The sequence below is a fragment of the Pectobacterium parmentieri genome (genome assembly GCF_001742145.1).
GTDB classification, from domain to species: domain Bacteria; phylum Pseudomonadota; class Gammaproteobacteria; order Enterobacterales; family Enterobacteriaceae; genus Pectobacterium; species Pectobacterium parmentieri.
The window spans coordinates 4,545,275-4,568,710 of sequence record NZ_CP015749.1 but is presented as its reverse complement, the minus strand read 5'-3'; the positions used below and the strand labels follow the sequence as shown (position 1 = coordinate 4,568,710).

Sequence of the window (23,436 nt, the reverse complement as noted above, 5' to 3'; positions counted from 1 at the left end):
CACTGTGGAATTTTCCTATTCTGTTAACATGAGCGCAAAAATCGTCACAGTTTCATAAAAGTGTAACATTAGCGTCATGAATCACACTCATTTGCACGCTATCCCCTTACAATAACGTTCGTAATAGAACAAAAAAGCTATCGTTTTTTTTCGCATTGGAGATATCTATGCTGAGTATTTTTAGGCCCGCCGCCCACCAGCCACGCGTGTCGCAGGATCGTGTCGATCCCCTCTATCGCCGCCTACGCTGGCAGATTTTCATGGGGATCTTTTTTGGCTACGCCGCCTACTATCTGGTACGTAAAAACTTCACACTGGCTATGCCTTACCTGATTGAGCAGGGCTTCTCGCGTGGTGACCTTGGCTTTGCGCTGTCCGGTATCTCTATCGCCTACGGCTTTTCCAAATTCATCATGGGTTCGGTATCTGACCGTTCCAACCCACGGGTTTTCCTGCCTGCTGGTCTGATTCTGGCGGCTGCTGTCATGCTATTCATGGGCTTTGTACCGTGGGCAACCTCCAGCATTGCAGTCATGTTTGTCTTACTGTTCCTGTGCGGTTGGTTCCAGGGAATGGGCTGGCCACCGTGCGGGCGCACCATGGTTCACTGGTGGTCACAAAAAGAACGTGGCGGTATTGTCTCCGTATGGAACTGTGCCCATAACGTCGGTGGAGGGCTTCCGCCTCTGCTGTTCCTGCTGGGTATGGCCTGGTTTAACGACTGGAAAGCCGCACTCTACATGCCGGCCTTCGCCGCGATCCTGGTTGCGCTAATCGCATTTGCCCTAATGCGTGATACCCCGCAATCCTGTGGTCTACCGTCAGTCGAAGAATACAAAAACGACTATCCGGTTGATTACAATGAAAAAGACGAAGAAGAACTGACGGCTAAGCAGATTTTCATGCAGTACGTTTTCCCGAACAAGCTGCTGTGGTACATCGCTATCGCCAACGTCTTCGTTTACCTGCTGCGTTACGGCATCCTCGACTGGTCACCGACTTACCTGAAAGAAGTTAAACACTTCGCACTGGATAAATCGTCCTGGGCTTACTTCCTGTACGAATATGCGGGTATTCCAGGTACGCTGCTGTGCGGCTGGATGTCAGATAAGGTCTTCAAAGGCAACCGTGGCGCAACAGGCGTGTTCTTCATGGTACTTGTCACCATCGCCACCGTCGTTTACTGGATGAACCCAGCCGGTAATCCGGGTGTGGATATGGCGTGTATGATCATCATCGGCTTCCTGATTTACGGCCCGGTTATGCTGATTGGTCTGCACGCGCTGGAACTGGCACCGAAGAAAGCGGCCGGTACCGCAGCGGGCTTCACTGGCCTGTTCGGCTACCTCGGCGGATCCGTTGCCGCCAGCGCCATCGTTGGCTATACCGTTGACTTCTTCGGTTGGGACGGCGGCTTCATGGTGATGATCGGCGGCAGCATTATGGCTGTACTTCTGCTGATTGTTGTTATGCTGAATGAGAAAAAGCATAAAGCTGAGTTAGCTAATCGCGCCTAACAGTTGACGTGTGTTTTCTGCGCGGCGTACCTGCTACGCCGCGCATCATCCAACCCCACCGCCTCACCCAGCACGTCGAGATCGTCCTTGGTGATAAGTTACTTCAGAAACAATTCCCGCAGGTAATTCGGCACCGCGCTGTCCGCGTTAGAACCAATCACTTCGCGATCCGGCAGTAAATTCTTCAGGCGCTGATGCGCATTCTGCATGACGCAACCTTTACCCGCCATCGACAGCATTTCATAGTCGTTCATGCCATCGCCAAACGCTACGCACTCTTTGAGCGAGAAGCCGATAATCTTCGCAACCTGCTCCAGCGCATGGCCTTTAGACACGCCGCCCGCCATTACTTCCAGACAGGTGAGCGTCGAAAAGCTCACGTTGACCCGATCGCCCCAACGCGCGTTGATCGCTTCTTCCAACGGCAGCAACTGTTCATGGGAATCGCAGGTAAAGAACACTTTGCTGATGCCATCGGTCTCAAGCAGTGCGGGTTCAAACAGCTTGTATTTAAAGATCGACTCTTTGAAGAAACGCTCTTCTTCAGCACGCGGACGGTTCATAAACCAGTCATCATCGCGGTAAACGTGCGTCAGCATATCGGGATTCGTGTGTACGACGCTGTAAAGGTCGCGGGCAATATCCTGATCCAGGTTGTGGCTGAAAATCAGTTCGCCCTGCGAGTTGTGAACACGCGCGCCATTCGAGGTAATCATAAACGCGCTGATGCCGAGATTATCGCGGATCTGCGCGACATCCATGTGGTGCCGTCCGGTAGCAAACACAAAGTGAATTCCTTTCTCCGTCAGCAGCCTGAGGGTTTCTTTCGCATACGGGGACAGCGAGTGGTCAGGTGACAGCAGTGTGCCATCTAAATCGGACGCAACAACATGGTACATAACGATGAGATCTCACTTCTGGTGTAATGGCGGCACACGCCGCAAAAATTAATGATAACGCGCAAAGTGCGAAAAAATCAGCGCAAATGCCTGAGCGCGGAGGTGATCCGTTTCAAAGAGAATTTCATGCCGCGCACCACAGATAACCTGCAAAACGCCGTCAAAATTGGCGTTCTCGTTCTGTGTCACTGCCTGACAAAACGCATTCTGGCTACGGTTATCTACCACGCGATCGTCTTGCGCCTGCAATAGCAGAAGCGGCGTGGTGATGCTGCTAGCCTGTGACAGCAACTGCTTTCCCACCTGTAGTGCTTCGCGCACCCAATGGTAAGTTGGCCCACCTACGCGCAAACCCGGCGAATCCGCATAAAAGCGAATGCTGCGCTGGTAGCGCTCACGGCTGTGCGTCAGCACATTCATCCGATAAGGCAAAGGACGCCACTGTCCGGTGCCAATAGCGTAATAATCACGTATCGCCGGACGGCGCTCCGCCCAATCGACAATCCACCCAGCAACACAGTGCGGAAGCGGTAAACGGATGCCGAACATCGGCGCGCACAGTGCCACCGCATCAAACGTCGCGGGTTGGCGAGCCAGGAGCTGTGCCAGAATCGCGCCCCCCATGGAATGGGCTAACGCAAACCGTCGGGTATATCGCTTAACGTCAATGTGTTGCTGGCACAACGTTTCGGCATCATCGACATAATCACTGAAACGCAACACATGTCCACGGTGACCATCTTGCAACATCCGTCCAGATCGCCCTTGCCCACGGTGATCCATGATGAGCACATCATAGCCGCAATGAAAGAGATCGTAAGCCACTTCGCTGTATTTGACATAACTTTCGATACGGCCTGAAAAGACAACAACAATCTTGTCATGCTGGGGCGCGGTAAAACGAACAAACCGGATTGGCACAGCATCCACGCCAGAGAATTCACCTTCTTCGCGCTGACGCCAGAAATCCAGTAATTCTCCTGTCGCAAACGCGGCAAATTGCGCTTCTCGCGTCAGCAGACTGGTCATTAACGATTCAGGCGTTAACCGTTCCGACGCAAACAACGTATTGGGGCGTTGAATCATCACACCTCTCCGGTGACGCAGGGAAAACAAAGCTAGCGGAAGCACATGACAAGCAGTAGATCACGAGCGTATTGTGACATAAAAAACAAACAGACTCTCGTAATACAGAACGTGGTTCAGGAGCCGTATTTCATGACATTGGATTGGTGGTTAACCTACTTACTCACAACGCTTATTCTCAGTCTGTCGCCCGGTTCGGGTGCCATCAATACCATGAGCACTGGCATCAGCCACGGCTATCGCGGCGCAGCGGCCTCCATCTGTGGCTTGCAGGTCGGGCTGGCGATTCATATCGTGCTGGTCGGCATCGGGTTAGGCGCATTGCTTAACCAGTCCGTGCTGGCTTTCGATGTGTTGAAATGGCTGGGCGCAGCGTATCTGATTTGGTTAGGTATTCAGCAGTGGCGCGCCGCTGGCGCACTCGACCTTCAGGCGCTTGCCAGCGCCATGCCGCGTCGTAAGCTGTTTAAACGTGCGATATTGGTCAACCTGACCAACCCGAAAAGTATTGTGTTTCTGGCAGCGCTGTTTCCGCAGTTCATCATCCCCCATCAACCACAGGCCGCACAGTATCTGGTATTGGGCATCACCACAGTTGTGGTCGATATTATCGTGATGATTGGCTACGCCACGCTAGCCACGCGTATCGCTGGGTGGCTGAAAGGTCCACGGCAGATGAAAACACTCAACCGGATATTTGGATCGCTATTCGTGCTAGTCGGCGCATTACTCGCCACAGCGAGAAAGGCCTGATGAAGGCAGCGCGCCGTATCGAATCACGGCGCGCTGTTGTTTCTCCTGCGGGAACGCTCAGGAAGAACAGTTAGCGAGAGAAAATCAGGTGCAAGCCAAAACCGGTAAACAACACGCCCGCCACACCATCTACCCATTTCGCCAGACGCTGATAGCCACGACGTATGGTCGGTAGGGCAAAAACCATCGCAACCAAACTGAACCAGATCAGCGTTTCAATCGAGATCAGCGCAAACAGCCCCCAACGCGCCCCGCTGCCAACGCTGTCACCAACAAACAGCGAAAACACGCTGCCAAAATAGATCAGCGCCTTTGGATTAGCCAAATTCGTCAGCAGCCCACGCATGAAGGTTTTACCACGCTGCGGCAATACCACGGCCGTTTCCTGCGTAGTTTCCAACTGCGCTTTACGCCGTGCCGAGCGCAGCATCTGCCAGCCCATCCAGCACAGATACAGCCCGCCGCCGACGGTAATTGCCGTATGCAGCCAGGCCATTTTTTGCAGCAGCAGGTGCAGCCCCAGCAGCGCGATAGCCGCCCAGACCACAACGCCCAGAGAAATACCCAACACGCCCATCATCGCTTCGCGGCGCGAACGGCTAGCCGCCGTTTGTGAAACGAAAAAGAAATCTGGTCCCGGGCTCATCAGCGCAATGAAATGCACCAGCGCCACCGTCAGAAATAGCATCAGCATGTTGGTTTTCCTGTTTTTAAATGCAATCAGATAAGGCGAGCGTCACTCATCATCATTATCGACATGATCGCGGATCATGTTCATGAAAGGCGCACCGAATCGTTCAAGTTTGCGGTGGCCGACCCCGTTGATATTCAGCAACTCACCCGCCGTGATCGGCATCATTTCCGCCATCTCCAGCAGCGTGGCATCGCTGAACACCACGTAAGGTGGAATATTGTCTTCGTCCGCAATGGACTTGCGCAATTTACGCAATTTGGCAAACAGCTTACGGTCGTAATTTCCGCCGTAAGATTTTTGATTAGCACGGGGTTTCAGGTTAATCACACGCGGCACGGCCAGTTGCAACGGCATTTCTCCCCGCAATACCGGACGCGCAGATTCGGTAAGCTGTACGGCGGAGTGCATCGTAATGTTCTGGTTCAGCAAACCCAGATGAATCAACTGGCGCAGCACGCTGACCCAATGCTCCTGCGATTTATCCTTACCAATACCGTAGACCGGCAGTTTGTCATGACCGAAATCACGAATACGCTGGTTATTCGCACCGCGTAATACCTCGACGATATACCCCAGACCAAAACGCTGCCCGACTCGGTATACGCAAGAAAGTGCCTTTTGCGCCTCAACCAGCCCGTCGTAACGCTTCGGCGGATCGAGACAAATATCGCAGTTTCCGCAGGCCTCTTGGCGTCCCTCACCGAAATAGTTCAGTAACACCAGACGACGGCAGGTCTGCGCCTCGGCAAACGCGCCCATCGCATTGAGCTTATGACGTTCAATATCCAACTGCGGCCCGGCAGGTTTCTCTTCCAGACAGCGACGCAGCCATGCCATATCTGCCGGATCGTAGAACAGTGCAGCTTCGGCAGCGAGGCCATCACGCCCGGCACGCCCCGTTTCCTGATAGTAGGATTCGATGTTGCGCGGAATATCAAAATGCACCACGAACCGCACGTTAGGCTTGTTGATACCCATACCAAATGCAACGGTTGCGACCACCACTTGAAGATCGTCACGCAGGAACGCTTCCTGCACTTGAGCACGCCGTTCATTGTCCAACCCGGCGTGATACGCCCCTGCGCTCAGCCCACGAGCCTGCAAACGTGCGCTGATGTCTTCCACGCGGGAACGGCTATTACAGTAGATAATGCCACTTTTCCCCCGCTGCCCCTGCACGAACATCCAGAGCTGGTCGAGCGGTTTGAATTTCTCCACCAGCGTGTAGCGAATATTTGGGCGGTCAAAACTGCTGATCTGAATCAGCGGGGACTGAAGATCCAACAGGCGAACAATATCGTTCCGTGTGGTCTCATCGGCGGTGGCCGTCAGTGCAATAAAAGGAAGGTGGGGAAAACGCTGTTTAATCTGCCCCAGCGCCCGGTATTCAGGACGGAAATCGTGTCCCCATTGGGAAATGCAGTGCGCTTCATCCACCGCGATCAGTGAAATCTGCCAGTGGGCGAGATGATCGAGGAAACTGTCCGTTGTCAGACGTTCCGGCGCGATATAAAGCAGTTTGATCTGGCCGGTACGACAGCCAGCCATTACCTCAAGCTGCTGTTCGCGCGTCTGCGTCGAATTGAGACAAGCGGCCGAAACACCGTAGGCCTGAAGCTGATCGACCTGATCTTTCATCAACGAAATCAGCGGAGACACCACCAGCGTCAGCCCGTCCATCACCAGCGCGGGGATCTGGTAGCATAGCGATTTACCGCCGCCTGTCGGCATAATGACCAGACAGTCCTGCCCACTGAGCGTCGCGCTGATAATTTCCTGCTGACCCGGTCGGAATTGCTGGTAGCCGAACGTGTCCCGTAGAACCTGAACCGCCAGCGCTTCCTTATTCAATACTTCCGCCGTAGACACGCCTTCCCCAATTCAATGAAATCAAACAGGCGCTATTTTCAGCGCCGTCGGGTAAAACTGCAATCGCTAAATCACACGATCGTTAGAACATGTCGTTCAGCGTCACCCCAACACCGAAGCGGGTCTGACGATGGTTGTAATCAATCAGGGATTCACCATAGCCGCTGAAGACCTTGGTGTAGAAACGAACATGGCGCGTCAGCGGATAGCTCCAGCCCAGTTCGCCGCCGCCGTAGCCGCTGTTCCAGTTATAACGCCCTTCCGCGCTAAACACGCTGTCGCCCCATACATAGCCGACGCGTAAACGGTAATGGCCCATGTATTTGGTGATATCCGGGTTATCGTCTTCGCTGTCGGAAAAACGCACCCACGGCTTCACCTCAACCTGCCAGTTGCCGTTTTGCGCCATCAGACGCGCATAAGCGCGGTTCCAACTGCGGGATGTCGGTTCGGATCGGCCATTAGACTGGTGATTAAACCCCATTTCCACATCCCGCAGCGTCCAGCCTGCTAATGTGTAATTGGTTGCCCAACCCAAGAAAACTTGTGGCTCATAATCAGTTTCACGGAATGGAGAGGACTCGCTTTTATTAGACAACTGCCACCAGGAGCGCTGGGTATAAGACGCGCCCAGCAGCGAGTTATCACCCAAAATGCCACGCCAGATCGGGAAACCCAGACTGAGCTGGAAATGCACTTCATCTTTACGTGCTTCATCACCCCAGTTATAGCTCTGTATCGCCGTTTTATTGATGTTGCTGGTATAGGTATACAGTATGTAATTACTTTCGTAAGGATAGAGAACAAACGGGGTATCGTGTTCCTGCAACAGGCTGGCAATAATACTGCCACGAACCGCCGGTTGGTTTGGCGCAGGCGCGTTGGTTTTGTCTTCTGCATGAACCTGTGCCATTAGTAATGCTGCCAGGACGAGAACTCTCTTACGCATTCATTTTCTCCGACATATGTTTTAACCGGCGTTCGTTTTAACTAACACCCATGTTAACCAATAAGTGATGGGTATTTTCACAATGCAAGCCCGCCATTCTACACAGTTCAGCGACGTTTGAATTACCGTTCCCATGTTTATCCGCCTTTTCTGGAAAGAAACAAAATCAACGCATAAAATAAACATCTACATAACTTTCCAGCGTCAAATAAAACACATTTATTGCGTATCTCTTATCCGAGCGGGAAACGACTATGGCTGACGTACCATCATTTCAGGGAACGACCTTAACCAGAGAGACCGTGCGCCAGCTCGTCGGCGAGATTTTCATTTACAAGATGCCGTTCAACATCGAGCTTGGCCTTGAGTTACAGCAGTTTGACGCCGACAAAGCCGTCTTGGTGTTCGCTCGGCAAGATAAGCTCATCGGCAATGCGGCACAAAAGATTCTGCATGGTGGCGTGATCGCCGCCGGGTTGGACGTCGCAGCCGGATTGGTGTGCGTCGGCAACACGCTGCTGCGCCATGAGACGATCAGCGATCAGGAGTTTCATCACCGACTTGCACGCATGGGAACCATTGATATGAGGGTCGATTATCTGCGTCCGGGCTACGGGGAGCACTTCACCATTACCAGCACGCTGCTGCGCGGTGGTAATAAAATCGCTGTCGCGCGCGCCGAGTTGCATAACGAGCAGGGTTCGCATCTAGCCAGTGCCACCGCAACCTATATTGTCGGATAGCGTTTATCGTTGACGAACATCTGTCGCGGGCAAGCCGAATAATAAACACTTTACGTGAAAGCGCTCACAGTTTTGGGTAGACTTAGCGTTTTCCCGCCGTCCTTATCGAGTTACCCATGAACGCGCAACAAACCCGTGAGGGGATCTTTTTCGCCCTCGGTGCGTATTTCATTTGGGGAATTGCTCCCGTTTACTTCAAGCTGCTTGAGCACGTTCCACCCAATGAAATACTGACGCACCGTATTATCTGGTCATTCTTCTTTATGCTGATCCTGCTGACGGTTGGCCGGAAATGGCGTCAGGTGAGCTATGCCTGCCGCAATATCAAGCATCTGTTTTTGCTGGCATTAACGGCAGTACTTATCGGCGGGAACTGGCTGTTGTATATCTGGGCGGTCAACAACCATCACATGCTGGAAGCCAGTTTGGGGTATTTCATCAACCCGCTGGTCAACGTCATGCTGGGCATGATCTTTCTGGGCGAACGCTTTCGCCGCCTGCAATGGCTGGCCGTGCTGCTTGCCGTGACTGGCGTACTGGTTCAACTGTGGACATTCGGCTCGCTGCCGGTTATCGCGCTCGGTCTGGCATTCAGCTTCGCGTTATACGGACTGCTGCGTAAAAAGATTGGCATCGATGGGCAAACCGGCATGCTGATCGAAACGCTATGGCTGCTTCCAGTCGCCGTCGTGTACCTGTTTTTTATTGCCGACACACCGAGCAGTCATCTGACGGCTAACCCCTGGACGCTGAATTTGCTACTGCTTTCGGCAGGTATCGTCACCACCGTACCGCTGCTTTTCTTTACCTCGGCGGCCATGCGCTTGCGCCTGTCAACGCTCGGCTTTTTCCAGTATCTCGGCCCCACCATCATGTTCATACTAGCGGTGGTGTTCTACGGTGAAACATTCAGCAGCGACAAGTTGATTACCTTCGCCTTCATCTGGGGTGCGCTGGTGCTGTTCATTCTGGATGCGCTTTATACGCAGCGTAAGCTACGGCGCACGCCAGCTACAGCGTCCCAGCCTCAACACGACGGGAAATAAAACGCGATAAGATCGGGCTGCACAACAGCGTCGAAAACAGCCGCAGCGTCTGCATGGCAATCACAAACGCCATATCGACCCGACTGCCTGCGGCAATAATCGCAATCGAATCCAGCCCGCCGGGGCTGGTCGCCAGAAAAGCGGTCAGCATATCCACCGGTATCATTTTCGTCACCATCCATGCCATTCCACCACACAGCAGCATCAGCCCGACAATCGACGCCATCATGTGCGGTAAGGTGCGGATCGCCAGCAAAAAGATCGGGCGAGTGAAGCATAAACCCACGCTCCACCCAATCACGGCATAAGCCAATGCCAGCAACCATTCCGGCGTTTGCAGTTGTAATGTACCGCTGGCATGCAGCATCGAACCGATAATCATCGGCCCCAGTAACGCCCCAGAGGGAATACGCAAGCGTCTTGCTAACCAGGCACTACCGAATGCCACACCGAGCGTCGCGAGAAAACGCCAGTCCAACGCAGGGAACCACACGAGCATGGCACTGTTTTCCGCTGCATCATCCCCCAAACTCAGGCGTGCCACGAACGCCGCAGAGGCCGTCACCATCAGCACCCGCAAATATTGCATGAAGGCAACCAGTCGCACATCCGCGCCGAACTCGCCAGACATGGCGACCATCGCGGATGCGCCGCCCGGTGATGCTCCCCAGGTTCCGGTCGTTCCGGGCAATTCGCTAAATTTGACCAGTAGCCAGCCAGATAATCCGCTGGCAGCCAGCGTCGCCAGCAGAATAAACAGCACCAGCGGCCATTCGTTCAGCAAAGGCGTCAGGATAGAAAAAGACAGGCTTTGTGCAACCAGACAGCCCAGAACGGCATTACTACCCGCAAAGCCGACGGGCGGGATACGGATCGTGGCACCATTTAACCCCATGACGACGCCGACCATCATCGGCCCCAGCAACAACGCGGCGGGGACATGGTACACCTGTAGCCCGAACCCCAGAGATAATGATACCGACAGCAGGATCCCCCATTGCCCCCAAGGCGACATGCCTTTCATGTACACGACCTGTATTTAATAATAGAGAGTAAGAATGGAAAAGCGGTTCACCATTCTAAACAGAATAACGGGAGAATAAACAGGAATAGTAAGGTCGCAAACTATCAAGCAGGAAAGGAATTTTGCAGCGAAGAGAAGAAACACGATACGCCTGATGGTTAATCTCCGTCAGGCGCATCGGTGAAAGCTTAGAGCCAGTTTTTACGTTTAAAGTAGAGGTACGGTGCCAGTCCGGCGAGGATCATCAGTACAATTGCCCCCGGATAGCCAAACGACCACCTCAGTTCCGGCATAAACTCAAAGTTCATCCCGTAGCTGGACGCCACCAGCGTCGGCGGCAGGAACACCACGGATACCACCGAGAAGATCTTGATAATCCGGCTCTGTTCGATGTTGATAAAGCCCATCGCCGCCTGCATCAAAAAGTTAACCTTCTGGAACAGCGATTCGTTGTGCGGCAGCAGAGATTCGATATCGCGCAGAATTTCACGCGCCTGCTCCAACTGGCCGGACGGCAAGCGGGCTTTACGCACCAGAAAATTCAACGCACGTTGAGTATCCATCAAACACAGGCGAACCTTCCAGCCCACGTCTTCCAGTTCCGCCAGCGTAGACAATGCATCATCGTACTCGTCGCCCTGACGCCCTTCCATAATGATGCGGCTCAGCGATTCCAGATCGCTGTAGATGTTCTCGATTTCATCCGCCAACTGCTCAATTTTAGTCTCAAAGAGATCGAGCAACAGTTCATAAGCATTACCGTCTACCAGCGTTTGGTTACGAGCACGCATGCGATACAGGCGGAATGCGGGAAGCTCACGCTCGCGCAAGGTATACAAGCGACCATCGCGAATGGTAAACGCCACGGTAGAGTTGCCCGCGTGATCTTCCGCGTCTTCGAAGAAGAAAAAAGAGTGAATATGTAGACCGTCTTCATCTTCAAAAAAACGTGCCGACGCTTCAATGTCTTCCAGTTCCGGACGGGTTGCCAGGCTTTGCCCCAGTTCGGTTTGTACTTTCTCACGCTCATCGTCTTCCGGCTCGATCAAATCGACCCAAATTGACGTAGTGAGATCATCGGAGTCATCCAATTCCAGACGAGATAAACGGCAATTATCCAGTTTAAATGCGCTCAGCATGGGCCATAGCTCCCCTTTCAGTAGCAGAGATGGATAACGCGATTGAAGCACAGAAACGGAGGTGAGGTGTCACCGGTAGGTTTCAGTCCGTTCGACGGATCTGACTCATAGCGACAAAAACAGCATCGCTGACAACCACGAAGGATATCAGCAGAGGAAGATAGCCTTAGAAGTTGTACCTAATGAACAGGTTAGTGAGCCAGTATCGACTGGGTGTGTCCAAGGCGTTAGTCCTCCGAGAATAATGATGCGCGCATGTTACGCTGAGATGAAAAAGACTTCAACTTTAAAACCGCGGCTGAAACACGCTGTAAAATATTGGTCAAATGGATAAGACCTTTTCAATTAATTTATCTATAAAATCAATAAGAAACGCGATTTCTCGATCTAAAGAAAGGAACCGCGTTTGTCTGTCAGGCGTTATCCGGTAAATAAGCGATGGCGCGGACAGGGAAACCGGGCGCACCCGCGAAATTAGGGTAGCTGACGTGAATATAAGCGCCGGTAGGCGGTAGTTGATGCAGATTGTTCAGTACCTCAACCTGCCAGGCATTCTGATTCAGTACAAAGAACTCGCCAATAAGTCCGCTGTTACGACGGAAATCAACAGCGGAATCCGTATCCAGCGTTTCGTGCCCTACCGCGCTAATGCCGCGCTCGTCAAACAGGAAGGTTAGCGCCTCAAGCGACCACCCCGGCGTATGGCTGTTTCCCTGCTCATCTTTATTCGCAAAGGCATCAAGATCAGGCCAGCGCGTGCTCCAGCCGCTGGCAAATGCAACGAAGCTTCCTGAGGCGATTTCCCCGTGTTCGCGCTCGAACGCCAGAATATCGTCGACAGAAAGGCGATAATCGGGATCGCGCGCGACAGCATCTTGTTTATGAAGCACCACAATTGGCAGCAACAACTCTTTATTATCAATGCGATCCAGATAACGCTTACCCGCGACAAAATGCCCAGGTGCATCAATATGCGTCCCCGTCTGCGTGGCAAACGTCACGGCCTGTGCATAAAAACCGTGATCTTCGACATTAAATAAGGTCTTGCGCTGCAACACGCCTTCAAACGCGCCAAAAATAGGAATCGACTCCGTAATTGTATGCGTAAGATCGACCCATTTTTTCTTCTGTAACTCAGCAATAATGTGGTCTAGCGTCATCATGAAATATTATGAATGCATCCCGTTTGTCAGGCCATTTCCGCTCGGCGTCTAACACCCTTTTCTCATTCATCCTTTTATAGAAATCATTGTTATAGCGATTAAATACAAGCGCTGTATTTTTCCCAGAAAATCCACCACCAATAGCCAATCACAGCAATCAGCCCAAGAAAATAAACCGCTACCTTGAAGAAATGTTTTAAGAAGACATCGCGAATTAAAGCAATTAAAAGCGGTATCCCAAACACCGTAACCAACAACGGCGCGGTGATATCTTTAGTGTCATCGTCAAGCGGCAAATCACACAGGGACTCCCCAGACTGTAACATCCAATCATATTCTCCAATATTGAGAATATTCATAAAGAAACACGCCATAAGAAAATAGCCGATGACAGATAGCACTTCAACCAGCCTACTTTTATACACATTCATTCTCTAGATGATCATCACACCGTTTCCAGTCTGGCGTAGGCGGCGACTAGCCATTTAATACCCTGCCCCTGAAACGCGACCTGAAGACGGGCGTGATCGCCGCTGCCTTCCAGATTCACGATGGTGCCTTCGCCGAATTTCGCATGGCGAACCCGCTGCCCCAGCTTGTAGCCGCTGTCATTTTGCGTTATCGGTGTGCCAAGACGCTGGTGGTTAACCGGGCGAGAGACGCTGGCGCGTAATCGCACCTCTTCAACACACTCTTCAGGCAGTTCACCGACAAATCGTGACGGTCGGTGATAGGCTTCTTTACCGTATAACCGACGGGACTCGGCGTAGGTTATTGTCAGTTTCTCCATCGCACGCGTGACGCCGACATAAGCCAGACGACGCTCTTCTTCCAGACGCCCACCTTCATCCAGCGACATCTGGCTAGGGAACATGCCTTCTTCCATTCCGACGATAAATACCTGTGGGAACTCCAACCCTTTCGCCGAGTGCAGCGTCATAAGCTGCACGGCGTCCTGATTAGCATCAGCCTGACCTTCACCCGCTTCCAGTGCAGCATGCGACAGGAACGCCTGAAGCGGCATCAGATCCTGATCTTCTTCCTGATAGCTGAACTGACGCGTCGCCGTCACCAATTCCTCCAGGTTTTCTACCCGCGCCTGCCCTTTCTCGCCTTTTTCCTGTTCGTACATGCTCCACAGGCCAGAATCTTTAATCGCCCGGTCGGTCTGCACATGCAGCGGCAGTTCAGAGGTTTCATAGGCCAGCGCATCGATCAATTCGATAAAGCGTTGCAGCGATGCCGCCGCACGCCCGGCCAGCACCTTCTCCTGCAACAGCGCCCGCGTGGCTTGCCACAGCGTCAGTTGGCGATCGCGCGCCGTCTGACGCACGACATCCAGCGTGCGATCGCCAATACCGCGCGTCGGCGTATTCACCACGCGCTCGAACGCCGCATCATCGTTACGATTGGCGATCAGGCGCAGATAAGACAGCGAATCTTTGATTTCCTGACGCTCAAAGAAGCGCATTCCTCCGTAGATGCGGTACGGCATACTCTGCTGTAACAGCGCCTCTTCCAGCACACGTGACTGGGCGTTGCTACGGTAAAGAATAGCGTTATCTTTCAGCGCACCACCATTTTCCTGCCAGGCTTTAATTCGGTTGACGACGTAACGTGCCTCATCCAGTTCATTGAACGCGCAGTAAAGTGAAATGGGCTCGCCCTCAACACCGTCCGTCCAGAGGTTCTTACCAAGCCGCCCGCCGTTGTGGGCAATCAGGGCATTCGCCGCTTTCAGGATATTGCTGGTCGAACGATAGTTCTGCTCCAGGCGGATCGTTTCTGCACCAGCAAAATCTTTCAGGAACAGTTGAATATTTTCGACCTGTGCACCACGCCAGCCGTAAATTGACTGATCGTCATCCCCAACGATCATGACCTTGGCGCTATCGCCCGCCAGCATGTGGATCCAGGCGTACTGAATACGGTTAGTATCCTGAAATTCGTCCACCAGAATATTGGTAAAACGCTCACGATAGTGGTTCAGCACATGCGGCTTATTCAGCCACAGTTCATGCGCACGCAGCAGCAGTTCGGCGAAATCCACCAGCCCGGCGCGATCGCATGCTTCCTGATAGGCCTGATATACACGCTGCCACGTTTGCTCGATAGGGTTACCGTAGCTTTCAATGTGCTGCGGACGTAAACCTTCATCTTTTTTACCGTTGATGAACCACATCGCCTGACGCGGCGGCCACTGTTTCTCGTCCAGATTCAGCGCCCGAATCAGCCGTTTCAGCAGGCGCAACTGATCGTCACTGTCCAGAATCTGGAAATCCTGCGGCAGGTTGGCATCCATATGGTGTGCACGCAGCAGACGGTGTGCCAATCCGTGGAAGGTGCCAATCCACATGCCACCCTGACTGGTGCCAATCAAGTGATTGATACGATGACGCATCTCTGCCGCGGCTTTGTTGGTAAACGTCACCGCCATGATGGAGTACGGCGAACAGTTCTCAACAGACAAAAGCCAGGCAATGCGATGAACCAGTACCCGAGTCTTGCCGCTGCCTGCCCCCGCCAGCACCAATAAATTGCTGCGCGGCGCGGCTACCGCGGCACGCTGTTTGTCGTTGAGGCCATCGAGCAGATCAGAAACGTCCATAGGTACGGGTTATCCGGTGACGGGAAACACCGCGCATATCAGGGGCGTTTCCACTGGTGATGTAGAGCCTATTCCAGTAGGCGTTATTGGTGCGGCCAGTTTGGACACGGACAGCGCGCAAAAACCGGAGCGTACACCAGTACGTGAGGATTTTGAGCACTGCCCTGGTTCAAAATGGCAAATGAAATAGCCCTAATGGGATTAGCTCTTATACAGATTAATGCCGTGATTATAACAACGCCGACAGCGATGCCAACCGCGAAATTTCAATATGCGGCAGCAGTCGGGCATCCCCAATCTGCGTCAGGCTGCCTTCACGCAGGTTAATCCAGCAGGCTTGCATACCGCAGCGGATCGACCCCGCGACATCGGTCGTGAGATCGTCGCCGACATGCAGAATCTCATGCAAAGGCAGATTGAGTTTTTCCGCCGCCAGATGGTACATGTCATCAAACGGCTTGGCGCGACCATCTGGACCGGCACGCAGGGTGAAAGAAAAATAACCTTCCAGACCAAACCGATGCGGTTCAGCGTTGCCGTTGGTAATCGCCGCCAGCGGCACTTTCTTGGCTAATGCTGCCAACGTTTGGTGCGTCTCTTCCGTAATCGTAATCTGGCTACGCCAGTGGGCAAAATTTTCCATTGCTGCTTTTGCGCCATCCTTAGACTCTGCGACACTTAGGCCACGATCTAACATCGCCAGTTCAACCGCACGGCGACGCCATTCGGTAACGTCGTGATAGATATCTGGCTCACGCTCTAGCAAGGTCTGGCGTAAGTTTTGGAAATCATCCGCCTGAAAATCACGAAGCGCAGGATGGTACGCTTGCAGGAAGCGGATTGACTCTTGCCCCGTGCGTCGAATGACGTCCGCGTTGTCGTACAGCGTGTCATCCAGATCGAACGTGATCGCACGGATCGGACCAAGAGGTCGGTAAAAATGCATCAGGGCTTCCCTCGTTTGGCGCGTGGATGCGCAGCATCGTACACAGAGGCTAAATGTTGAAAATCAAGATGGGTGTAAATCTGCGTTGTGGTCAGGTTAGCGTGGCCAAGCAACTCTTGGACCGCACGTAAATCACCGCTGGATTCCAGCATGTGCGTCGCAAAGGAGTGGCGCAGCTTATGTGGATGAACATGGCTATTAACACCTTGCTTAACGCCCCACTCGGCAAAACGCTTTTGCACGTTGCGCATCGAAATGCGTCGCCCCTGATTGGAGATAAACACAGCATTATCCTGTGGGCCGAACAGTTCACGCAGCGCCAGCCAGCGTTCCAACCAGGTTACCGCCGTTTTTCCTATCGGTAATTTGCGCTCTTTGCTGCCTTTCCCCACCACCCAGACTTCACCGCTTGCCAGATCGATATGCTGATAATCCATGCCAACCAGCTCTGCCAGACGCAGCCCCGCACCGTACATCACTTCCAGCATCGTACGATCGCGCACCGCAAGGGGATCGTCCAGATCGATCTCCAGCAGGCAATTCATCTCATCCACATCCATATTCTTAGGCAACGGGCGTCCAGCTCGCGGCGTGGATACCCCTTTAGCCGGGTTTGCCGTCAGCACACCGCGTGACACCATCCAATCGAGAAAGCTGCGTAATGCCGATAGACGTAGCGCAAGACTCGCTGAATGTAGCCCATCGCGTTTACTGCGGGACACCACGGAGCGCACGCCAGAGGCGTCTAGCTTGCGCCAGTCAACCACGCCCGCAGCGGAGAGTATCGTGATAACCGCAGATAATTGGCGCGAATAGCTGGTCAGTGTCAACGGACTTAACTGGCGTTCTGCTTTCAGATAACGCAGGAAGGCATCAACATCCGTTTGTAAAAGAGAAGAGGAAGGTAACTCCGATGATGTAGGCTGTCGGCTCATACCCGCTCAACCCAGCGTGCCAGCATCGCAGGCAACATCATAGCCATTTGCTGAAGCAGTACGGTTCCCATGCCATCCTGATAATGGTAGCTGTCACGGCTGCTGAAAATCAGCACGCCCAAATCGTGATGATTGCCCATCAGCGATAGCGCGACCGACCCAACCTGTCTGGCCTGCGGTAGCAGCAGTAACAGTTCCGGTCCATTCAGGCTGCCAAGGTAGTGGTTCTGTTGTCCAAAACGCTGAATGCGCAACGGCTCAAAGGTAGAGCGATTTAGCCCAAGGTGGGTAAAACCCGAAGGCGCACCAATGCGCCATTTGTCGCTAAACAGGCGAACCGTTGCCCCCGCCAGACCAAGCTGACGCGCCCAGCGCTGCAACCGATCTAACATATCCGTGAGGCTATCCGCCGATGCCAATTCGGTTTGTAACCCAAGCAGGCGGTTGAACAGCACTTCATTCGCCCCCGCTTGCTCCATCAACAGCGTGATTTCTTCCTCAAGCTGGGTGATATGGTTACGCTGACGTGCCAGTTGCCATTCCACCAGCGAAACGGTTCCCCGGACGGGATGAGGAATACGCATCTGTTCGACGGGACGCGCATTGCGGATAAAAAAATCAGGATTTTGTTGCAGGAACTGCAAAACCATCTCGTCACTGAGTGCGATCTCGCGTTCTGCCTGTTCCTCGACATTCTTCATAAATGAATAAATCCATCGTAGACATGCGTTGCAGGCCCGGTCATGAATAACGGATGCCCCGGCCCATCCCACTGAATATTCAACTCCCCGCCCGGCAGCGATACGCGAACTTTCGCGGACAATGACCCCTGCAGGATACCGACCGCCACCGCTGCGCACGCGCCGCTACCGCACGCCTGCGTTTCTCCCGCACCGCGTTCGTACACCCGCAGACGGACAGTCTGGCTATCGACGATCTGCATAAAACCGATGTTGGCACGCTCAGGAAAGCGCTCGTGACTTTCCAGCAACGGCCCCAGCGTTTCCACCTTCGCCGTTTCCACGTCGTCAACCTGAATCACACAGTGCGGGTTGCCCATCGACACCACGCCACAAAGTACCGTGTGTTCGTCGGCACGCATGATGTAAGTTTTCTCCGCTTTGACTGCGCGAAAAGGCACCTGTTGCGGCTCGAAATTCGGCTCACCCATATTAACGCGCACCAGTTCATCGTCCGTCACAGATAGCACCATCCGGCCAGTCTGCGTACTCACGGCGATATCACGCTTGTTGGTCAGCCCTTTCAGGCGCACAAAGCGGGCAAAACAGCGCGCGCCATTACCGCACTGCGCCACTTCACTACCATCCGCGTTAAAAATACGGTAATGAAAATCCAGTTCAGGATCGTAGGGCGGCTCGACCACCAATAGTTGGTCGAAACCCACACCACAGTGCCGATCCGCCAAACGACGAATCAGTTCGGGTGAAAAATAAACGTTTTGCGTAACGGCATCAACAACCATGAAATCGTTGCCTAATCCGTGCATCTTAGCGAACTGCATTATCCTGACTCCCCCGCTTACTTAACCGGGCGCGATAAACGTATACGTGACCTGTTGTTATTGGTTGTCGTCACACATTAAGGACGCATTGACGGTTTCTTTTGCGGCGGCTGGTTCTCATTTTGCTGAGTCGTTGACGCGCCGGACTTGCTATCGGTTGGCATATAAAGCGGACCTTTCAGGCCGCAACCGAGTAAACTCACCACTGATAACACCAGAAGAAGTGGGCGAAATGCGTTTTTCATTACGTTAAGACCTGTCATTAATACTCGTATGCTCTCTATAATCGCAGGTGGATCATGAAAATCAATAGGAATCGAAAATGAACGATAGCGAGTTCCACCAATTAGCCGACAAACTCATGCTTCAGTTGGAAGAAACGCTGGATCGGTTTGAGGGTGATGCCGACATCGATTACGAAATCAACGGCGGCGTAATGACGCTGAGTTTTGAGAACGGCAGCAAAATCGTGATTAATCGGCAGGAGCCGCTGCACCAAATTTGGTTAGCGACCAAAGCGGGTGGCTACCACTTCGCCCTTCAGGCGGAACGCTGGGTATGCAATCGCAGCGGTGAAGACTTTCTCGTATTGCTGTCATCAGCCTGCTCGGCGCAGGCCGGGGAAACCGTTCACTTCGAGTAACTGCCGTATTTTCAATGGTATCACGGTTCAGCGTACCTCAGCGCCGTCCCAGAACGGTCGGCACCAGTACCAGCAACAACAGCATGCCAATACCGACCATATTCACCAGCGGCCAGCCGCTGGTTAGCGCCATCAGGCTACCGGCAGACAGAGACGCCAGTGCGTTAGGCAGGTAAATCAGCAACGAGTTAATGCCCTGCAAGCGAGATTTATGCACAGAATGGGTAAAAGCATTCAGCATAAATGTCCCACCGTTGAACATAAACGCCCACCCGATACCAAACAACATCAGCGCAAAAAGAAAGTGCCAGAACGTCAAACCACTCAGCGCGACCACCACACCAACCACGTTACAAGTCACGCCGATCGCCACGACCTGAACCGGCGTCAACCGTTTCGCTAGCAGCACTAATAGCAGTGCAGGCGCATACATAGCGACAAAATGCCATTGTAAAACTGTCGCGCTATGGCCAACGGAAAAGTGGTGCTGGTGCATCGCCAACGGTACAGAGTTCATTAACAGCGTCATCACCACAAATCCGACGGAACAACTTGCGGTTCCCAACAAAAATGCTCGACTTTTCAGAATCGATGCCAGCGGTTCGCTAGGCTGAGCACTAGCCGTAACCACCGACATCGGGGGTAGTTTAAGACCGAGCAACAGCAGTGAGGTCACAATGCAGATCAACCCGGCGGCGATAAAACTACCGAGAAACGGGTACGATGCCCAGAGTTGAGAAGATTGGCTGGCGGCAAACGGACCGAGGAAGCCCCCTAAAATACCACCGCTGATCACCCAGGAGATTGCGCGGTTTTTCTGCTGATTATCGGTGAAAATTTCAGCAGCCGCAAAACGATAATATTGATTAAAGGCGCAGGACATTCCCAGAACAAACGTTGAAAACACAAAGAGGGAGAAGCTGTGTAGCACAATCGCCACCGCCGCCAATAGCGCCCCAGACAACCCTATCAGCGTACCGATGATGAACGTATTGCGCCTGCCATATTTTGTCATCAATGAGGAAACGGTGTAGATCATCAGCGCTGCGCCGCACACCGTCGCGGTAATCGGTAGCGTGGTCAATAGAGGGACAGGCGTCATCGATACGCCAACCAGCGTAGAACACAACGTCATCAGGGAAATAATACTGCCAGTCAGCCCTTGCCCGAGCGCCAGCAGTATCAGATTTCGGCGTTGCAACGAATCCATCAGTACATCCCTTTCTGAATACGCTGAAAGCCGAGTGTCAGGCGGTTACTAGAGGATCTGTAGCCGCTGCTTCATCGTCATTACCTCATCCCCGACCACGGGCGTAATGCACAGATGAGAAAGTGCACTGCTGCGGAACGGGATGACCTGTGTGCGGCCGTCCAACTGTACAATTTGGTAGAACTGCGGCAGGTTGAAATTGATAAAGCTGGAACCGTAAGTAAAGCGATCGTGCGAAGATGAATAGAAGCGGCTGACATCGCGCACCAGTTCTTCTTTACTACCTTCACAGTGGTGATACACCTCAACGCGATTCGACTCATCCAGAATATAGATATTAAAGCCCTGATTTTCCGTCACATCTTCGAAGAAGAACTGGATGATCCCTTCGCTGGCAACGCCATCAACGACTGCTGGTAAATGCACATGGTTGGTTTCAACCTGAACTGGCTGGCCTTGCAGTTTGTTGTTAGAAATCGCGCCATAAAATTCGACCGCGTTTTCCAATTTCTGCACTGACACGCTCAACCGCTCAAAGAACAGGCCCCAGGTTTGGCCCGCCACTTTTACCGCTTTGAAGCGCCCCGGCTCCTGCTGACGCGTACTGGTCAGCCGTAGCTCAATGCATTCGGAGACCAACTGCTGCACGCGGGTACGAATCAACCCACGCAGATGCTGGCTGTAGCAGAACACTTCCAGCGATTCCGGCAGCGCCGCATCCTGATGCATTTTGCCCAGAATGGTTTTTAACGCTTCCAACACCGCCTGCTCGCCGCTGAAATGCAGAGTACGGACTTCATTCCATGAGTTGCGATACAACAGATCGATGCTGCCAACCAGACACTGCTGCTGCTGGCCGAAGCTGAACACATCCAGATGACGGAAATCGAAATGCACGACCTGGTTACGGAAAGCCGCGGTCGGATCGTGTTCCAGATTAACGATAATCGCCAAGTGACGAATTTCACACGGGCTATACAGCGCCTTCGGTGTGGGTGCAGGCAAACGCAGTGGGAAATGGCCAGCCACATCGTCCACCAGCGCTTGCAGACGCGTGATGTCACACAGCTCGTTGCCTTTAATATACAGGCGCGTGCTCGGCGTCAGCAGACCATTAAAATAGGCCCATGCCACCAGTTTGTTCAGATAGCGGTTATATTCCAGCGGCTGATGGCTAACGATCGCATCCATCGACGGTGCCTGATTGTACAGATACCAGCCTGAACGATTCGCACGACCCGGCGGAACATAAATAAAGGTTAAATTCGGCTCCGACAAATCGGGAGAAATTTGTGGGTTCAGCAGGGTAACTTTACCCGGCAGCGCTTCAAACGCGGCATACAGTTTACGGGTCAATACACCGATATCCTGCGGGCTCGCGCTGACGCTCAGATTATTGCGGCGGGCGAAGCGGATCAGGTTGCGATAGGTCTGCATCATCGCATCCAGCAATTCATTATGCGCTTCGCGTACCTGTTCAATTTTCCAGTTAGCGCGGTTATCCAGCATCGCCAGATGCTCGTCGCTCCAGCCCCATTCCTGCACCAGTTGGCTCAGAATCTGACGACGCCAGCCGACACAGGCTTGTTCTCTGGAGAGCTTTTCACACACTTTTAAATAGAAACATCGACGCGCCAGATCGAGACGCGTGGGATCGTTGATCGCCGTCAGATAGTGCGTCACGCGATCCAACATCATGCAGTAAGGATCGAGGCCGAAAGAGACGATCTCACCATCATGCAGACGTTTTTTAATTTCAGTCGAAAGCAGACTGGTATCCGGGTATTCCCAGGAATAGGCTTCCAACAGCAGCGTTTTCAGCACGGCTTTATACGGGGAATCGATACTTTTGTAGAGCTGCCAAAGGCTCGCACCGAAATACTCTTCCGCCGACAGCGTGCTTAATCCGCCTAAATCCATCCACTCGTTCGGTGCCAGCGCTCCCTGTGAGTACAGCGACAGCACATATTCATCGTAGTGGGATTCTTCTTCGACCGGCACCATATTCCACAGAATACGTTTACCCGCCATACGCACAGCGGTGCGGTAAAATTCGTCGAGTAGCAGGATGTGTTGCATGGTGCCGCAGTCTTCACCGCTCAGGCTACCGCTTTCATTGTGGCGGAAGCGGCTTTCATCCATCAGGAAGAAGCTGACCTCAGCGCCCTGCGCCGCAGCCCACTGCTCCAGCAGCGTACATTTTTTCTGTAGGAGTTGGCGCTCTTCGCTATCCAGCCAGGATTGATGGCACACCCAGATATCGAGATCGGAGCTACAGCTCTGCCCGATAGACGAGGTGCTCCCCATTGAATAGATGCCCGTGATCGGCAGCTCGCCCTGCGGATGAGAGCGGTCAAACTGGCCCCAGCGCAACGCGATGCCATCAAGGTACTGTTGCTGCTTTTCATCAGGCGTGTGAGTGCAGATACCGTGAGGCACCTTGCCTTCAAGGTAGCCGGGCATCAACGGGTGATGATGATGTAATAAAATGGGCAGAAGACTGTAAACCTGCTGAAAAGCGGGCTTCATTGCTCCCAGAGCACGGTCAACACGCAGTTGGTTGATCGCATCCAGTCTTTGCTTCAAAGTCTCGATGTAGAAGTACAAGACGCTTCGCCTGATTTATCCCAGTGCCTAGAAAAACCCCGTGTTCCAAACTCGCCAATGATAAAATTAGAAGAATGTTTGGC

23 protein-coding genes are annotated in these 23,436 nt (G+C 53.0%); 5 read left to right on the top strand and 18 right to left on the bottom strand.

Features of this window, described 5'->3' with window-relative positions:
* Nucleotides 1–167: 167 nt before the first annotated feature.
* Entirely contained in the window at nucleotides 168–1,517 is a 1,350-nt protein-coding gene (gene glpT / locus A8F97_RS20770; RefSeq protein WP_014701751.1) for a glycerol-3-phosphate transporter, read from the top strand.
* A gap of 98 nt (nucleotides 1,518–1,615) precedes the next feature.
* Here the strand turns inward: glpT and yigL are convergent, their stop codons facing one another.
* Both yigL and pldB read right to left on the bottom strand, forming a co-directional pair.
* Nucleotides 1,616–2,416: a sugar/pyridoxal phosphate phosphatase YigL gene (gene yigL / locus A8F97_RS20765; protein ID WP_014701752.1), complete on the bottom strand. Its 801-nt coding sequence runs from the start codon at nucleotides 2,414–2,416 to the stop codon at nucleotides 1,616–1,618.
* A gap of 48 nt (nucleotides 2,417–2,464) precedes the next feature.
* Entirely contained in the window at nucleotides 2,465–3,502 is a 1,038-nt protein-coding gene (pldB, locus tag A8F97_RS20760; protein WP_033072246.1) for a lysophospholipase L2, read from the bottom strand.
* Nucleotides 3,503–3,634: 132 nt separating this feature from the next.
* Here pldB and rhtB point away from each other — a divergent pair, with 132 nt between their 5' ends.
* A complete protein-coding gene (rhtB, locus tag A8F97_RS20755) occupies nucleotides 3,635–4,255 on the top strand; it encodes a homoserine/homoserine lactone efflux protein (RefSeq protein WP_014701754.1) in 621 nt (206 codons plus the stop codon).
* A 70-nt stretch (nucleotides 4,256–4,325) separates the two neighbouring features.
* On the opposite strand, the gene rhtC is transcribed toward rhtB, so the two are convergent.
* The 3 genes from rhtC to pldA form a co-directional block, all read right to left on the bottom strand.
* Nucleotides 4,326–4,949, bottom strand: coding sequence for a threonine export protein RhtC (gene rhtC, locus A8F97_RS20750; RefSeq protein ID WP_005969249.1), 624 nt, complete (start codon nucleotides 4,947–4,949; stop codon nucleotides 4,326–4,328).
* 42 nt (nucleotides 4,950–4,991) lie between these two features.
* Nucleotides 4,992–6,818 (bottom strand): ATP-dependent DNA helicase RecQ, encoded by a 1,827-nt coding sequence (gene recQ, locus A8F97_RS20745; protein WP_014701756.1) that lies wholly within the window; start codon nucleotides 6,816–6,818, stop codon nucleotides 4,992–4,994.
* A gap of 82 nt (nucleotides 6,819–6,900) precedes the next feature.
* A complete protein-coding gene (gene pldA, locus A8F97_RS20740) occupies nucleotides 6,901–7,767 on the bottom strand; it encodes a phospholipase A (protein ID WP_014701757.1) in 867 nt (288 codons plus the stop codon).
* Between the two features lie 254 nt (nucleotides 7,768–8,021).
* Here pldA and A8F97_RS20735 point away from each other — a divergent pair, with 254 nt between their 5' ends.
* Both A8F97_RS20735 and rarD read left to right on the top strand, forming a co-directional pair.
* On the top strand, nucleotides 8,022–8,510 hold the full coding sequence (locus A8F97_RS20735; protein ID WP_014701758.1) for a thioesterase family protein: 489 nt from the start codon (nucleotides 8,022–8,024) through the stop codon (nucleotides 8,508–8,510).
* Between the two features lie 116 nt (nucleotides 8,511–8,626).
* On the top strand, nucleotides 8,627–9,556 hold the full coding sequence (rarD, locus tag A8F97_RS20730) for an EamA family transporter RarD (protein WP_014701759.1): 930 nt from the start codon (nucleotides 8,627–8,629) through the stop codon (nucleotides 9,554–9,556).
* Here rarD and A8F97_RS20725 read toward each other — a convergent pair.
* The 11 genes from A8F97_RS20725 to lptM form a co-directional block, all read right to left on the bottom strand.
* Nucleotides 9,522–10,580, bottom strand: a complete 1,059-nt coding sequence (locus A8F97_RS20725; protein ID WP_014701760.1) for an AbrB family transcriptional regulator — start codon at nucleotides 10,578–10,580, stop codon at nucleotides 9,522–9,524. The genes rarD and A8F97_RS20725 overlap by 35 nt on opposite strands.
* Before the next feature lie 188 nt (nucleotides 10,581–10,768).
* Nucleotides 10,769–11,719: a magnesium/cobalt transporter CorA gene (gene corA, locus A8F97_RS20720; RefSeq protein ID WP_014701761.1), complete on the bottom strand. Its 951-nt coding sequence runs from the start codon at nucleotides 11,717–11,719 to the stop codon at nucleotides 10,769–10,771.
* Between the two features lie 166 nt (nucleotides 11,720–11,885).
* Nucleotides 11,886–11,942: a YsgD/CorL family protein gene (gene ysgD / locus A8F97_RS25325; protein ID WP_349814568.1), complete on the bottom strand. Its 57-nt coding sequence runs from the start codon at nucleotides 11,940–11,942 to the stop codon at nucleotides 11,886–11,888.
* Between the two features lie 190 nt (nucleotides 11,943–12,132).
* Nucleotides 12,133–12,879 (bottom strand): cyclase family protein, encoded by a 747-nt coding sequence (locus tag A8F97_RS20715; RefSeq protein ID WP_033072291.1) that lies wholly within the window; start codon nucleotides 12,877–12,879, stop codon nucleotides 12,133–12,135.
* A 101-nt stretch (nucleotides 12,880–12,980) separates the two neighbouring features.
* Nucleotides 12,981–13,241, bottom strand: a complete 261-nt coding sequence (locus A8F97_RS20710) for a DUF2645 family protein (RefSeq protein ID WP_157681929.1) — start codon at nucleotides 13,239–13,241, stop codon at nucleotides 12,981–12,983.
* 86 nt (nucleotides 13,242–13,327) lie between these two features.
* Nucleotides 13,328–15,490 (bottom strand): DNA helicase II, encoded by a 2,163-nt coding sequence (uvrD, locus tag A8F97_RS20705; protein WP_014701764.1) that lies wholly within the window; start codon nucleotides 15,488–15,490, stop codon nucleotides 13,328–13,330.
* Nucleotides 15,491–15,719: 229 nt separating this feature from the next.
* The gene (gene yigB, locus A8F97_RS20700) at nucleotides 15,720–16,436 is read right to left on the bottom strand and encodes a 5-amino-6-(5-phospho-D-ribitylamino)uracil phosphatase YigB (RefSeq protein WP_014701765.1); all 717 of its coding nucleotides are present in this window, start codon (nucleotides 16,434–16,436) and stop codon (nucleotides 15,720–15,722) included.
* Nucleotides 16,436–17,371, bottom strand: a complete 936-nt coding sequence (gene xerC / locus A8F97_RS20695; RefSeq protein ID WP_033072248.1) for a tyrosine recombinase XerC — start codon at nucleotides 17,369–17,371, stop codon at nucleotides 16,436–16,438. Before xerC ends, yigB begins: the two co-directional genes overlap by 1 nt.
* A complete protein-coding gene (locus tag A8F97_RS20690) occupies nucleotides 17,368–18,072 on the bottom strand; it encodes a DUF484 domain-containing protein (RefSeq protein WP_014701767.1) in 705 nt (234 codons plus the stop codon). The genes xerC and A8F97_RS20690 overlap by 4 nt, the downstream gene beginning before the upstream one ends.
* Nucleotides 18,069–18,893 (bottom strand): diaminopimelate epimerase, encoded by an 825-nt coding sequence (gene dapF, locus A8F97_RS20685; protein ID WP_033072249.1) that lies wholly within the window; start codon nucleotides 18,891–18,893, stop codon nucleotides 18,069–18,071. Before dapF ends, A8F97_RS20690 begins: the two co-directional genes overlap by 4 nt.
* Nucleotides 18,894–18,970: 77 nt before the next feature.
* Nucleotides 18,971–19,138, bottom strand: coding sequence for an LPS translocon maturation chaperone LptM (gene lptM / locus A8F97_RS23730; RefSeq protein WP_373370594.1), 168 nt, complete (start codon nucleotides 19,136–19,138; stop codon nucleotides 18,971–18,973).
* A gap of 77 nt (nucleotides 19,139–19,215) precedes the next feature.
* Here lptM and cyaY point away from each other — a divergent pair, with 77 nt between their 5' ends.
* On the top strand, nucleotides 19,216–19,536 hold the full coding sequence (gene cyaY, locus A8F97_RS20680; protein ID WP_014701770.1) for an iron donor protein CyaY: 321 nt from the start codon (nucleotides 19,216–19,218) through the stop codon (nucleotides 19,534–19,536).
* 37 nt (nucleotides 19,537–19,573) lie between these two features.
* On the opposite strand, the gene A8F97_RS20675 is transcribed toward cyaY, so the two are convergent.
* Both A8F97_RS20675 and A8F97_RS20670 read right to left on the bottom strand, forming a co-directional pair.
* Nucleotides 19,574–20,746 (bottom strand): MFS transporter, encoded by a 1,173-nt coding sequence (locus tag A8F97_RS20675; RefSeq protein WP_033072250.1) that lies wholly within the window; start codon nucleotides 20,744–20,746, stop codon nucleotides 19,574–19,576.
* 48 nt (nucleotides 20,747–20,794) lie between these two features.
* Entirely contained in the window at nucleotides 20,795–23,353 is a 2,559-nt protein-coding gene (locus A8F97_RS20670) for a class I adenylate cyclase (protein ID WP_014701773.1), read from the bottom strand.
* Nucleotides 23,354–23,436: the final 83 nt, after the last annotated feature.

Excerpts from the sequence above, each read along its gene's own strand:
- glpT (WP_014701751.1), top strand. The coding sequence starts at position 168 with ATGCTGAGTATTTTTAGGCCCGCCGCCCACCAGCCACGCGTGTCGCAG.
- yigL (WP_014701752.1), bottom strand. The coding sequence starts at position 2,416 with ATGTACCATGTTGTTGCGTCCGATTTAGATGGCACACTGCTGTCACCT.
- pldB (WP_033072246.1), bottom strand. The coding sequence starts at position 3,502 with ATGATTCAACGCCCCAATACGTTGTTTGCGTCGGAACGGTTAACGCCT.
- rhtB (WP_014701754.1), top strand. The coding sequence starts at position 3,635 with ATGACATTGGATTGGTGGTTAACCTACTTACTCACAACGCTTATTCTC.
- rhtC (WP_005969249.1), bottom strand. The coding sequence starts at position 4,949 with ATGCTGATGCTATTTCTGACGGTGGCGCTGGTGCATTTCATTGCGCTG.
- pldA (WP_014701757.1), bottom strand. The coding sequence starts at position 7,767 with ATGCGTAAGAGAGTTCTCGTCCTGGCAGCATTACTAATGGCACAGGTT.
- A8F97_RS20735 (WP_014701758.1), top strand. The coding sequence starts at position 8,022 with ATGGCTGACGTACCATCATTTCAGGGAACGACCTTAACCAGAGAGACC.
- rarD (WP_014701759.1), top strand. The coding sequence starts at position 8,627 with ATGAACGCGCAACAAACCCGTGAGGGGATCTTTTTCGCCCTCGGTGCG.
- A8F97_RS20725 (WP_014701760.1), bottom strand. The coding sequence starts at position 10,580 with ATGAAAGGCATGTCGCCTTGGGGGCAATGGGGGATCCTGCTGTCGGTA.
- corA (WP_014701761.1), bottom strand. The coding sequence starts at position 11,719 with ATGCTGAGCGCATTTAAACTGGATAATTGCCGTTTATCTCGTCTGGAA.
- A8F97_RS20715 (WP_033072291.1), bottom strand. The coding sequence starts at position 12,879 with ATGACGCTAGACCACATTATTGCTGAGTTACAGAAGAAAAAATGGGTC.
- A8F97_RS20710 (WP_157681929.1), bottom strand. The coding sequence starts at position 13,241 with ATGAATATTCTCAATATTGGAGAATATGATTGGATGTTACAGTCTGGG.
- uvrD (WP_014701764.1), bottom strand. The coding sequence starts at position 15,490 with ATGGACGTTTCTGATCTGCTCGATGGCCTCAACGACAAACAGCGTGCC.
- yigB (WP_014701765.1), bottom strand. The coding sequence starts at position 16,436 with ATGCATTTTTACCGACCTCTTGGTCCGATCCGTGCGATCACGTTCGAT.
- xerC (WP_033072248.1), bottom strand. The coding sequence starts at position 17,371 with ATGAGCCGACAGCCTACATCATCGGAGTTACCTTCCTCTTCTCTTTTA.
- A8F97_RS20690 (WP_014701767.1), bottom strand. The coding sequence starts at position 18,072 with ATGAAGAATGTCGAGGAACAGGCAGAACGCGAGATCGCACTCAGTGAC.
- dapF (WP_033072249.1), bottom strand. The coding sequence starts at position 18,893 with ATGCAGTTCGCTAAGATGCACGGATTAGGCAACGATTTCATGGTTGTT.
- lptM (WP_373370594.1), bottom strand. The coding sequence starts at position 19,138 with ATGAAAAACGCATTTCGCCCACTTCTTCTGGTGTTATCAGTGGTGAGT.
- cyaY (WP_014701770.1), top strand. The coding sequence starts at position 19,216 with ATGAACGATAGCGAGTTCCACCAATTAGCCGACAAACTCATGCTTCAG.
- A8F97_RS20675 (WP_033072250.1), bottom strand. The coding sequence starts at position 20,746 with ATGGATTCGTTGCAACGCCGAAATCTGATACTGCTGGCGCTCGGGCAA.